The organism is Cronobacter sp. EKM101R (genome assembly GCF_963888145.1).
Lineage (GTDB): Bacteria > Pseudomonadota > Gammaproteobacteria > Enterobacterales > Enterobacteriaceae > Cronobacter > Cronobacter turicensis.
In genome coordinates, this window is record NZ_CAWPHW010000023.1 from 13922 (window position 1) to 26436 (window position 12515).

General features: G+C 59.3%; 11 protein-coding genes. 8 read left to right on the forward strand and 3 right to left on the reverse strand.

Annotation, left to right across the window (positions count from 1 at the left end):
* Positions 1–77: 77 nt before the first annotated feature.
* Positions 78–941, reverse strand: coding sequence for a glycerophosphodiester phosphodiesterase family protein (locus AACV31_RS12690; protein ID WP_370458084.1), 864 nt, complete (start codon positions 939–941; stop codon positions 78–80).
* A gap of 140 nt (positions 942–1081) precedes the next feature.
* Here AACV31_RS12690 and dinB point away from each other — a divergent pair, with 140 nt between their 5' ends.
* The 3 genes from dinB to prfH all read left to right on the forward strand — a co-directional run bounded on the left by dinB (position 1082) and on the right by prfH (position 4329).
* Positions 1082–2137: a DNA polymerase IV gene (gene dinB / locus AACV31_RS12695; RefSeq protein WP_007760597.1), complete on the forward strand. Its 1056-nt coding sequence runs from the start codon at positions 1082–1084 to the stop codon at positions 2135–2137.
* Between the two features lie 438 nt (positions 2138–2575).
* Positions 2576–3715 carry an RNA ligase RtcB family protein gene (locus AACV31_RS12700; RefSeq protein WP_075199724.1) on the forward strand — a complete coding sequence of 380 codons (1140 nt, stop codon included), beginning with the start codon at positions 2576–2578 and terminating at the stop codon, positions 3713–3715.
* Entirely contained in the window at positions 3712–4329 is a 618-nt protein-coding gene (prfH, locus tag AACV31_RS12705; RefSeq protein ID WP_165153018.1) for a peptide chain release factor H, read from the forward strand. The genes AACV31_RS12700 and prfH overlap by 4 nt, the downstream gene beginning before the upstream one ends.
* A 246-nt stretch (positions 4330–4575) precedes the next feature.
* Here prfH and pepD read toward each other — a convergent pair whose 3' ends face one another.
* Positions 4576–6033: a cytosol nonspecific dipeptidase gene (gene pepD / locus AACV31_RS12710; protein WP_165153020.1), complete on the reverse strand. Its 1458-nt coding sequence runs from the start codon at positions 6031–6033 to the stop codon at positions 4576–4578.
* 260 nt (positions 6034–6293) lie between these two features.
* On the opposite strand from pepD, the gene gpt reads away from it, so the two are divergent.
* The 3 genes from gpt to crl all read left to right on the forward strand — a co-directional run bounded on the left by gpt (position 6294) and on the right by crl (position 8554).
* Positions 6294–6752, forward strand: a complete 459-nt coding sequence (gene gpt / locus AACV31_RS12715) for a xanthine phosphoribosyltransferase (protein WP_007698209.1) — start codon at positions 6294–6296, stop codon at positions 6750–6752.
* Between the two features lie 107 nt (positions 6753–6859).
* Positions 6860–8107, forward strand: coding sequence for an esterase FrsA (gene frsA, locus AACV31_RS12720; protein ID WP_165153022.1), 1248 nt, complete (start codon positions 6860–6862; stop codon positions 8105–8107).
* Positions 8108–8164: 57 nt separating this feature from the next.
* Positions 8165–8554, forward strand: a complete 390-nt coding sequence (crl, locus tag AACV31_RS12725) for a sigma factor-binding protein Crl (protein ID WP_165153024.1) — start codon at positions 8165–8167, stop codon at positions 8552–8554.
* Positions 8555–8672: 118 nt separating this feature from the next.
* On the opposite strand, the gene phoE is transcribed toward crl, so the two are convergent.
* The gene (gene phoE, locus AACV31_RS12730) at positions 8673–9755 is read right to left on the reverse strand and encodes a phosphoporin PhoE (protein WP_075199743.1); all 1083 of its coding nucleotides are present in this window, start codon (positions 9753–9755) and stop codon (positions 8673–8675) included.
* 291 nt (positions 9756–10046) lie between these two features.
* Here phoE and proB point away from each other — a divergent pair, with 291 nt between their 5' ends.
* Together proB and proA are read left to right on the forward strand one after the other, a co-directional pair.
* A complete protein-coding gene (gene proB, locus AACV31_RS12735) occupies positions 10047–11150 on the forward strand; it encodes a glutamate 5-kinase (RefSeq protein ID WP_004385346.1) in 1104 nt (367 codons plus the stop codon).
* Positions 11151–11160: 10 nt separating this feature from the next.
* Entirely contained in the window at positions 11161–12414 is a 1254-nt protein-coding gene (gene proA / locus AACV31_RS12740; protein ID WP_165153026.1) for a glutamate-5-semialdehyde dehydrogenase, read from the forward strand.
* Positions 12415–12515: the final 101 nt, after the last annotated feature.

Sequence of the window (12515 nt, forward strand, 5' to 3'; positions counted from 1 at the left end):
TCCTCACGCCCCACGGAATTTACTCACTTACGGTGGAATAAGGAAGGTCGCCGCCGCAGTACGGCGGCGTTATTCGATTAACGCGCGCGGGCGCTGAACTGGGCCGGCGAATCAACCATCACGCCGTCCGCGTTCAGCTCCACGGCTTTCTGGTAATCCTGCGGCGAGTTCACGCCAAACAAAATAATGTGCGCATCGCCGTGGGAGCGGAAACAGTCCATCGCCTCTTTATCCCACGTCAGCGTGGCCGGTGAAACGCCTTCGCCAAGCGTAAATTTCTCCACCACTTCCACTTTGCGGTTCAGCTCCAGGCCGTACCAGCGTGATGGTTCATCGGCGCCCGGCGCCGGGCACTGATGAGCGAGGGACACGTTCGCGAGCCGGGTGCGGGTTTCGCTGCGGGTGACGAAGCGCGCAATGGCGGGGGGCAGCGCCTGGAGATACTTATCTTCGGTGGAGTAGACGCGCACCCGCCCGAGGCTATGCGTTTTCTCCAGTACCGCCAGAAGCTGTCGCCCCATGACGTCCGGCGCGGCGTCCGGCGATTTAATGTCGATGTAAAACGGCGTCTGCGGCCATTTTTGCAGCACGCTCTCAAGCGTTGGGATAGCCGCCCCTTTGCCGCGCCACGGGTGTGTGTTGTCGCCCCATTTCCAGCCCGCATCCACGGCGCCCAGCTCTTGCGCCGTGAAACGGGAAACCGGACCGCTGCTGTTGGTCAGCGCGCTTAAGTCGCTCGGACGGTAGAGCACCGGCACGCCATCTTTGCTGAGCTGCACCGTTACCCATATCGCGTCGGCGCGGTTTTGCAGCGCCAGCGCAATGGCGGGCAGGGTATTTTCCGGCGCGTCGCCGGTGCCGCCCCGGTGGGCTATCAATTGCGGGCTGGCGCAGGCCAGCGTGGCGGTGGTCAACAGCAGCGCGGTAAGCGAAACTCGAATCATGTTTTCTCCTTAATCCCTGTGATTCAACGCAGTAGTAGCCATGTTGATATCACAGCTGTGTGACAGCCCGTGGCGGACAGTTGCCGCCGCGCCCATTTTTTGCCAGACTGTATGGACATACAGTGCGGGGTTTCGCGATGCGCAAAATCATTCATGTCGATATGGACTGCTTTTTCGCGGCGGTAGAGATGCGCGATAATCCAGCCCTGCGCGATATTCCGCTGGCGATTGGAGGCAGTCGCGAACGGCGCGGCGTTATCAGTACCGCCAACTACCCGGCGCGTAAATATGGCGTGCGCAGCGCCATGCCCACCGGCATGGCGCTCAAGCTCTGCCCGCATCTCACGCTGTTGCCGGGGCGTTTTGAGGCTTATAAAGAAGCGTCCGCCCATATCCGGGAAATATTCTCGCGCTATACCTCGCTGATTGAACCGCTCTCGCTCGACGAGGCTTATCTGGATGTCTCCCACAGCCCGCACTGTTATGGCTCGGCCACGCTGATGGCCAAAGAGATCCGCCAGACGATTTTCGACGAACTCCAGCTCACCGCGTCGGCGGGTATCGCGCCGATCAAATTCCTCGCCAAGATCGCCTCCGATCTCAACAAGCCCAACGGGCAGTATGTGATCACGCCAGAAGAGGTGCCGGCGTTTTTGCGCACGCTGCCGCTTGGCAAGATCCCCGGCGTCGGCAAGGTGACGGCGGCGAAGCTTGAGAGCCTCGGCCTGCGTACCTGCGAGGATGTGCAGAAGAGCGATCTCGCCGCGCTGCTCAAGCGCTTTGGCAAGTTCGGGCGTGTATTGTGGGAGCGCAGCCAGGGCATAGACGACCGGGAGATCAGCAGCGACAGGCAGCGTAAATCGGTCGGCGTCGAGCGTACCCTGGCGGAAGATATTCATGAATGGGCGGAGTGCGAGGCGATCGTGGAGCGGCTTTACCCGGAGCTTGAACGCCGCCTCGCCGCCGTTCAGCCGGATCTGCGCATCGCCCGCCAGGGCGTGAAGCTGAAATTTAACGACTTCCAGCTCACCACGCAGGAGCACGTCTGGCCGAAGCTTAACAAAGAGGATCTGCTCGCCACGGCGCGCAAAACCTGGGAAGAGCGCCGCAGCGGGCGCGGCGTGCGGCTGGTGGGGCTGCATGTAACGCTGCTCGACCCGCAAATCGAGCGGCAGCTGGTGCTGGGGCTGTAGCTTTTTGTCGTCGGCCCCGGTGGGTGCGCTCACGCTTACCCACCCTACGTGATGATAACTGTCGGGAAGCGTAGGGCGGGTAAGCGCAGCGCACCCGCGGTTGGTGCCCACCATTAAACCCCACAGGGCGGGTAAGCGGAGCGCACCCGCGGTTAGCGCCCACCGTTAAACCCCGTAGGGCGGGTAAGCGTCAGCGCACCCGCCACCGAACCCCTACCTGAACTAATAGTTATCCGTGTCCATCATTGTACCGGCATACCGCACTCGTTATGATGCAGGCCGTTTTTCCCCATTCTCTTCATCTGCAAAGGAGGCACATCATGACTTACACCACGCTGATTACGCTTTGCAGACTGACCCAGGACTAATTCCGCTTTTTTCATTGCCCGGGTTTTCGTCTGCCACATCCTTATTTTTTTCCACATTATGGATTGGTATATGGGCAATTTTATTCGTCCCTTGTCTGACGCTGTCGCATATCTTGCGTCGGACGATCTCTGGATTGAAAGCGCCGCCACGCAACAACTGTTAACCACCGCCAGGCTTGCGGGAATGACCCGCGTGGTCGGCATGCCGGATCTGCATCCGGGGCGCGGTTACCCCATCGGCGCGGCCTTTTTCTCCGTTACTCGTTTTTACCCGGCGCTGGTGGGTAATGACATTGGTTGCGGCATGGCGCTGTGGCAAACCTCGCTGTTAACCCGCAAGCTCAACCTCGATAAACTCGAAAAGCGCCTGCAAACCTACAGCGATATCGCCCCGGCCGACTGGCTGGAAGCGGCGCTGCCGCCAGCGCTTGCTGCGCATCCGTATGCGGCGTCGCTTGGCTCGGTGGGCGGCGGCAATCACTTTGCGGAGCTGCAGCAAATCGACAGCGTCTATGACGACGACGCGATTGAGGCGCTCGGCATTCGCCCTGCGCAGCTCCTGTTGCTGGCGCACAGCGGCTCGCGCGGTTTTGGTCAGCAGATCCTGCGCGCCCACGTTGAGCGCTTCTCCCACGACGGGCTGGACGCGGGCAGCGAAGAGGCCAGCGAGTATCTGGCGCAGCATCAGCAGGCGCTCGATTTCGCGGTCGCCAACCGTGCGCTTATCGCGCGTCGTTTGCTGGCGCATATCAAAGAGACCGGCGAGCCGGTGCTTGATGTTAATCATAACCTGCTGGCGCCTTACACCTTAGGTGACACGCAGGGCTGGCTGCATCGTAAAGGTGCGACGCCCGCCAGTCTCGGCCCGGTCGTTATCCCTGGCTCGCGCGGCGATTACAGCTATCTGGTGCAGCCGACGGGCGGCAGCGAGGCGCTCGATTCGCTGGCGCACGGCGCAGGCCGTAAATGGATGCGTACCGAGTGCAAAGGCCGTCTTTCCGGTAAATTCAGTCCGGCGCAGCTCTCCCGCACGGCCTTTGGCAGCAGGGTGATTTGCCGCGACCGTCAGCTTATCTACGAAGAAGCGCCGCAGGCGTATAAATCGATAGAGAGTGTAATGCAGTGTCTGACGGGCGCGGGGCTGGTGAAGCCGCTTGCGCGCCTGAAACCGGTGCTGACTTTAAAAACCAGCGGGGAGCGAAGCGAATGATCTTATTGCAACTCTCTTCCGCGCAGGGGCCGGACGAATGTTGTCTGGCCGTCAGCAAGGCGCTGGAGGCGCTGCGCAAAGAGGCGGCGCAGGCGCATGTCGCGCTGTCGGTCATAGAAGAAGAGCCGGGGTCCCGCGCCGGTACGCTGCGCTCGGCGCTGGTCTCGCTTGAAGGCGAAAACGCGCAACCGCTCGCGCAGCGCTGGTGCGGGACAGTACAGTGGATATGCGAAAGCCCGTATCGCCCGCGTCATGCCCGTAAAAACTGGTTTATCGGCGCGGCGGTGTTTACGCCGGTGGGTGATATGCCGGAAAGTGACATTCGTTTCGACGCATTGCGCGCGTCCGGGCCGGGCGGGCAGCACGTCAACAAAACCGACTCGGCGATACGCGCCACGCATGTGGCGAGCGGCATCAGCGTGAAGGTGCAGTCAGAGCGCAGCCAGCATGCCAATAAAAGGCTGGCGACGCTGTTGATTGCGCATAAGCTCGAAGCGCAGCGCGACGCGCAGAGCGCAGGGCAAAAAGCGCAGCGGCGGTTGTTTCATCATCAGATAGCGCGTGGCAATCCCACGCGGTGTTTTACGGGGAAAGGTTTTACGCCGGTGAAGTGATCGCGGCCGAGTTAAAGGTGGGTGCGCTCACGCTTACCCACCCTACGTGATGATAACTGTCGGGAAGCGTAGGGCGGGTAAGCGTAGCGCACCCGCGGTTGGCGCTACCGTTAACCCCTGTAGGGCGGGTAAGCGCAGCGCACCCGCCGTTGGCGCCCACCTTTTAAACCCGCCATTTCCCGCCACGCAAAAAAAACCACAACAAAAAAGGCGGCCCCAGGGCCGCCTTTCTTTTGCATCAAACGCTTACTTCGCCGGGATTGCTTTCAGCAGCTCGGTCAGCAGCGTCCAGTAGTGGCCCACGCTTTCGATATGTACCTGCTCATCCGGCGAGTGCGGCCCGGTAATGGTCGGCCCGATAGACACCATATCCATCTGCGGGTACGGTTTTTTGAACAGCCCGCACTCCAGGCCTGCGTGGATGACCTGGATATTCGGCGTCTTGTTAAACAGACGCTGATAGGTTTCACGTACCAGGGCCATCACCGGCGAGCTGGCGTCCGGCTGCCAGCCAGGGTAGCTGCCTTTGGCCGCGGTTTTCGCGCCAGCCAGCGCGCCGAGCGATTCCAGCATGCCTACCACGTAATCTTTACCGCTGTCGATAAGCGAGCGGATCAGGCAGATGATTTCCGCCTGCTCGTCGGTCATGGTCACCACGCCAACGTTCAGGGAGGTTTCCACCACGCCTTTCGCTACGTCAGAGTTGCGAATCACCCCGTTCGGCATCGCGTTCAGCAGCGCGATAAACGCATCGCGGCTCTGCGCGGTCAGCGCGGCTTTATCGGTCGCGGCCGCTTCCAGCACAACGGTGATGTTCTTCTCTTTAGCGGACAGCTCGTTTTTCAGGATATCGAGATAGGTATTCGCCAGCGTTTTCAGCTCGCCTGCGTTAGCGGCAGGTACCGCAACGGTCGCGAACGCTTCACGCGGGATGGCGTTACGCAGCGTGCCGCCGTTGAAATCCACCAGACGCAGATCCAGTTCCTGCGCATGACCGCACAGGAAACGCGCCAGCAGTTTGTTGGCGTTGCCGAGGCCCAGATGAATATCGCCGCCGGAGTGGCCGCCTTTCAGGCCTTTGAGCGTCAGTTTGAACGTCTCAAAACCGGCCGGGATAGCTTCGCGGGAGAGCGGCAGCGTGGAGATAAAATCGATACCGCCGGCGCAACCCATGTAGATTTCGCCTTCTTCTTCGGAATCGGTATTAATGAGGATATCAGCCTGCAGCCAGCCTGCCTGCAAACCAAACGCGCCGTCCATCCCGGCTTCTTCGGTCATGGTCAGCAGCACTTCCAGCGGGCCGTGTACGACGCTGTCATCCGCCAGCACCGCGAGCGCGGACGCCATACCGATGCCGTTATCCGCGCCAAGCGTGGTGCCGCGCGCTTTCACCCATTCGCCATCGATATACGGCTGGATAGGATCTTTCGTGAAATCATGAACGGTGTCGTTATTTTTCTGCGGCACCATATCGAGGTGCGCCTGCAGCACGACCGGCTTGCGGTTTTCCATGCCGGCGGTGGCCGGTTTGCGAATTAAAATGTTGCCCACCCGATCGCGCTCGGCGAACAGGCCTTTTTCCTTCGCCCAGCCCATGATGTGTTCGGCGAGTTGTTCTTCATGGTAGGAAGGATGCGGAATGGAGCAGATTTTCGCGAAAATATCCCACAGCGGTTGAGGGGAGAGTTGAGACAGTTCAGACACGTTAAGTCTCCTTGACTGGGCCCGATGCAGCGCGGCGTACGGGCCTCTGGGTTATCGTTGTGATGTGCCGCAAGACGGGCCTGGGCAATAGCCCGAGAATACCACTTTCTTTTATGCCGTGCAGACCAAAGCGAGTAAAAACCACGGCCCATGCCGCGTGGCACTGGTTTTTAGCGGCTCAGATCTCTATAATCTCGCGCAACCTATTTTCCCCCTGAACACTTTTTAAGCCGTTTTTTAAACTGGCCGGGACACTTCACATGAGCGAAAAATACGTTGTCACCTGGGATATGTTACAGATCCACGCGCGCAAGCTGGCGAGCCGCCTGCTGCCTGCCGATCAGTGGAAAGGCATTATCGCCGTCAGCCGCGGCGGTCTGGTGCCTGGCGCACTGCTGGCGCGCGAACTGGGTATCCGTCACGTCGATACCGTCTGTATCTCCAGCTACGACCATGACAACCAGCGCGAACTGAAAGTTATCAAGCGCGCAGAAGGCGATGGTGAAGGCTTTATCGTGGTGGACGACCTGGTGGATACCGGCGGCACCGCAGTGGCTATCCGTGAGATGTACCCGAAAGCCCGCTTCGTGACGATTTTCGCTAAACCGGCAGGCCAGCCGCTGGTGGATGACTACGTTATCGATATCCCGCAGGACACCTGGATCGAGCAGCCCTGGGATATGGGCGTGGTCTTCGTACCGCCGCTGTCCGGCCGTTAATCCCGTCCTTACGCATCTTTACGCCCGGCACTGCCGGGCGTTTTTGTTTTTATCCGCCGCCTGCGAGTACAATTATCTTTTGTGCTGTTTTTACGGAGGCAGAAAGCATGTCGCAGGCCAATCTGAGCGAAACCCTGTTTAAGCCGCGGTTTAAATACCCGGAAACCTCGACGCTGGTGCGTCGTCTTCAGCACGCGCCGCCTCCGGTGATTCAGTCCACGCTGGACGGCAAAACGGTGCCGCAGTGGTATCGCATGATTAACCGGCTGATGTGGGTCTGGCGCGGCGTCGATCCGCGGGAAATCCTTGAAGTGCAGTCGCGTATCGTACTGAGCGACGCTGAACGCACCGATCCGTCTCATTACGATACCGTCATCGGCTATCGCGGCGGCAACTGGATTTTTGAGTGGTCGAAGCAGGCGATGGCGTGGCAGCAGCGCGCCGGACAGGAAACCGACGAAGAGGCCATTGGCAAGGCCTGGCTGATGGCTTCCACGCTCTACAGCATTGCCGCCTATCCGCACCTCAAAGGCGATACGCTCGCCGAGCAGGCGCAGGTGCTGGCGAACCGCGCTTATGAGGAAGCTGCCACGCGGCTCTCCGGCGAACTGCGCGAGCTGGAGTTTCCGATCCCCGGCGGCGCGACCATCACCGGCTTTCTGCATCTTCCCAAAGGCGGGCAGGGGCCCTTCCCGACCGTTCTGATTTGCGGCGGGCTGGACGCGCTGCAAAGCGACTACTTTAATCTTTTCGAGCGTTACTTCGCGCCGCTCGGCATCGCGATGCTCACGATTGATATGCCGTCGGTCGGCGCGTCGTCCAAATGGACGCTGACGCAGGATTCCAGCCTGCTGCATCAGCATGTGCTTCAGGCCCTGCCTAACCTGCCGTGGGTCGATCACACCCGCGTGGCGGCGTTGGGTTTCCGCTTCGGGGCGAACGTGGCGGTGCGGCTTGCGTATCTGGAGGCGCCGCGTCTGAAGGCGGTGGCGTGCATCGGCCCGATAGTGCATCAGCTCTTCAGCGATCCGGCGCGTCAGAATCAGGTGCCGGAGATGTATATGGATGTGCTGGCGAGCCGTCTTGGCATGTATGACGCCTCGGATAACGCGCTGCGTGTCGAGCTCAACCGCTATTCGCTGAAAACGCAGGGGCTGCTCGGCCGCCGATGCCCGACGCCCATGCTCGCAGGCTACTGGAAAAACGACATTTTCAGCCCGGAGGAGGAGGCGCGTTTAATCGTGTCGTCATCTGTGGACGGTAAACTGCTGGAGATCCCCACTTCGCCGGTATACAGCAACTTTGATAAAGCGCTGCATCAGATTTCCGGGTGGGTAAACCATAAATTGCGTTAATGATTGGCTAATTTCCATTGGTTTGGTAAAACAATGGCTTCACAAAAGGAGATCGCAATGACGTTACCGAGTGGACACCCGAAAAGCAGGATGATTAAGAAATTCACTGCCCTTGGCCCGTATATTCGGGAAGAGCAGTGTGAAGGCAACCGCTTCTTCTTTGATTGCCTGGCTGTTTGCGTCAACGTCAAACCAGCGCCGGAGAAGCGTGAGTTCTGGGGCTGGTGGATGGAGCTGGAAGCGCACGAAGACCATTTCACCTACACCTGGCAGTTCGGCCTGTTTGATAAAGAGGGCGACTGGACAGTGGTCCCTATCAAAGAGGACGAGGTCAAAGAAAAGCTGGCGCAAACGCTGCGCGGTTTTCACGAAAGACTGCGCGCGCTGCTCGCCTCGATGGATTTAAAACTGGAGCCGGTAACAGAAGATCTGAAGCTTTCTGCATAAGCCGCATTTCAGTTAATACTTAAATAACGCATAAAAAATAACCCCGCCGATGCGGGGTTATTTTTTTCGTAGCCACAGTTTTTATTCAGGCGCGGCGTATTTCCACGCCTGAGATTAATCAGAACTGATAGTTCAGGCCGACAGCAACGATGTCGTCGGTAGAAATTTTCAGGCGACGCGTCACGTCGTCTTCATCAATCTGGTTAATTTTGTAATCCACAAACGCGGACATATTTTTGTTGAAGTAGTAGGTCGCGCCCACGTCAACATAATTCACCAGATCCTGGTCGCCGATACCGTTTTCGATATCTTTGCCTTTCTGCATCACGTAGCCGAGGGATGGACGCAGACCGAAGTCGAACTGGTACTGGACCACGGCTTCGAAGTTCTGAGTTTTGTTGGCAAAGCCCTGATCGGCGGCGACAGCGCCTTTAATCGGGGTCATGTTGCGGGTTTCAGAATACATTACCGCCAGGTACAGGTTATTGGCGTCATACTTCGCGCCAGCGGCCCAGGCATCAGCGCGCTCGCCGCCGCCCAGGGCTTTCAGCTCCTGCACGTTAGTACGGTCAGAGGTGGTATAAGCGCCGCCCAGCACGAAATCGCTGCCGCCGAAGTCATAGGTCAGCGAGGTGCCGAAGCCGTCGCCGTTCGCGGTGGAGTAATCAGAGCGCTCGTTTTTGCCCTGGTATTGCAGGGTCATGTTCAGGCCGTCGACAGCGCCGAAGAAATCGGTGTTACGGTAGGTCGCGACGCCGGAGGTACGTTTGGTCATGAAGTTATCGGTTTTCGCGGAGGAGTCGCCGCCGAATTCCGGGAACATATCGGTCCAGGCTTCCACGTCATACAGGGCGCCCAGGTTGCGGCCGTAATCCAGCGAGCCAAAATCTTTTACTTTCAGACCCGCGAACGCCAGACGCGTTTTCTGGGAGCCGTCGTTTTCGGCGCGGTTGCCGGCGATCTCATATTCCCACTGGCCGTAACCGGTCAGGTCGCTGTTGACCTGCGTTTCGCCTTTGAAGCCCAGACGCGCGTAAGTTTTATCGCCGTCGTTGCTCGCGTCGTCGCTCATATAATGCATGGCTTTTACGCGACCATAAATATTGACTTTATTTCCGTCTTTATTAAACACCTCTGCGGCCTGAACAGCAGAAGACGCAACAATACCCATCACCACTAATGCCAGAGTGCTCTTTTTCATCATTAATCCCAATCATTATTTACGCGCTAAAATTCGCGGGTCAAAGACCTGTGAAAAAACAAGATGGGTTTTAACGGTCGGATATGAAAAAAATATGACAAAGTAAGATAAATTTTAAAAAGATATATTTTTCGTAAACGGTAATAAAACTATCAAAATCCGCCGCTATGCTTGCCGGTTCGCCTGCGCGGCGTGCGGTTTTTCCGGCCAGGAGTTGGCAAGGGCGCGCTCTCCTGTTACAACGTCGTTTTGGGTTTAATTTTTCCAATTTCGTTGATACGGCAAAACATCATGAGTAACAGCCAGACCCTGGTGGTGAAACTGGGGACCAGCGTCCTGACCGGCGGCTCCCGCCGCCTGAATCGCGCCCATATTGTCGAACTGGTGCGCCAGTGCGCGCAGCAACACGCCGCCGGGCATCGTATTGTGATTGTCACGTCCGGGGCGATTGCCGCCGGGCGCGAGCACCTGGGCTACCCGGAACTGCCGGCGACCATCGCCTCCAAGCAGTTGCTGGCGGCCGTCGGGCAGAGCCGCCTGATCCAGCTCTGGGAACAGCTTTTTTCAATTTACGGCATCCACGTGGGGCAGATGCTGCTGACTCGCGCGGATATGGAAGATCGCGAGCGCTTCCTGAACGCGCGCGACACGCTCACCGCGCTGCTGGACAACCGCATCGTGCCGGTGATTAACGAAAACGACGCGGTCGCCACGGCGGAAATCAAAGTCGGCGATAACGATAATCTCTCGGCGCTGGCGGCAATTCTGGCGGGCGCCGATAAACTGCTGCTGCTGACCGACCAGCAGGGCCTCTTCACCGCCGACCCGCGCAACAACCCGCAGGCCGAGCTGATTCAGGATGTTTACGGCATCGACGACACGCTGCGCGCGATTGCGGGCGACAGCGTCTCCGGGCTTGGCACCGGCGGCATGGGCACCAAGCTTCAGGCCGCGGACGTCGCGGGCCGCGCGGGTATCGAAACCGTGATTGCGGCGGGCAGCAAGCCGGGCGTGATTAACGATGTTATCGAAGGGCTGCCGGTCGGCACGCGCTTCCATCCGCAGCAGACGCCGCTTGAGAACCGCAAGCGCTGGATTTTCGGCGCGCCGCCCGCAGGCGAAATCACCGTCGACGAGGGCGCGCAGTCGGCCATTCTGGAGCGCGGCAGTTCGTTGCTGCCAAAAGGCATTAAAAGCGTGACCGGCAACTTTTCGCGCGGCGAAGTGATTCGCATCCGTAATCTGGAAGGGCGCGACATCGCTCACGGCGTCTCCCGCTATAACAGCGACGCGCTGCGCCGCATCGCCGGACACCACTCGCAGCAAATTGACGCCATTCTCGGCTATGAATATGGCCCGGTAGCGGTTCACCGCGACGACATGATCACCCAATAAGGAGCCTGCCATGCTGGAGCAGATGGGCCAGGCGGCTAAAGCCGCCTCATATCAGATGGCGCTGCTCTCCTCGCGCGAGAAAAATCGCGTGCTGGAGAAAATCGCCGACTATTTAGAAGCGAACGCCGAAGCGATTTTACTCGCTAACGAGCAGGATCTGCTGGAGGCGCGCCGCAGCGGGCTGAGCGAGGCGCTATTAGACCGCCTGGCGCTCAACCCGCCGCGTTTACACGCCATTGCGAACGACGTGCGCCAGGTGTGTCAGCTGGCCGATCCGGTAGGACAGGTGATTGACGGCGGCCTGCTGGAAAGCGGCCTGCGCATCGAGCGTCGCCGCGTGCCGCTCGGCGTGGTCGGCGTGATTTATGAAGCGCGCCCGAACGTGACGGTGGATGTCGCCTCGCTGTGCCTGAAAACCAGCAATGCGGCGATCCTCAGAGGCGGCAAAGAGACCTGGCGCACCAACGCGGCGACCGTCAACGTTATCCAGAAAGCGCTGGAAGAGTGCGGCCTGCCCGCTGCGGCCGTTCAGGCCATCGAAAGCCCGGACCGCGCGCTCGTCAGTGAAATGCTGCGCATGGACAAATACATCGACATGCTGATCCCGCGCGGCGGGGCAGGGCTGCACAAGCTCTGCCGCGAGCAGTCGACCATTCCGGTTATCACCGGCGGCATCGGCGTGTGCCATATTTTCATTGATGAAACGGCGGAATTCGCGCCTGCGCTGAACATCATCACCAATGCCAAAACCCAGCGCCCGAGCACCTGTAACACGGTGGAGACGCTGCTGGTGCATGAGGCCATTGCAGAACGTTTCCTGCCGGAACTGAGCCGTGCGATGCATGAGCGCGGCGTGACGCTGCACGCCGACGAGCGCGCGCTGGCGCTGCTTTCCGGCGGCCCGGCGACCGCTGTGGCGGTGAAGCCGGAAGCGTTCGACGACGAATGGCTGTCGCTCGATCTTAACGTGAAGCTGGTGGCAGGCATCGACGAGGCCATCGCGCATATTCGCGAGCACGGCACCCAGCATTCAGACGCCATTCTCACCCGTACGCTGCGCCACGCCGACCGTTTTGTGAATGAAGTGGATTCGTCTGCGGTGTACGTGAACGCCTCGACGCGCTTTACCGACGGCGGGCAGTTTGGTCTTGGCGCCGAAGTGGCCGTCAGCACGCAGAAGCTTCACGCCCGCGGCCCGATGGGCCTCGAAGCGCTGACCACCTACAAGTGGATCGGCTACGGCGACGATACGATTCGTGCTTAACGGAGGGCCGGGTGATGCAAAAATCGCCGCTTGAATCGCAAGGGCATTGACGCATCACCCACTTTTTCATAACCTCTTACCCCGTGCTCACGCACACCCTT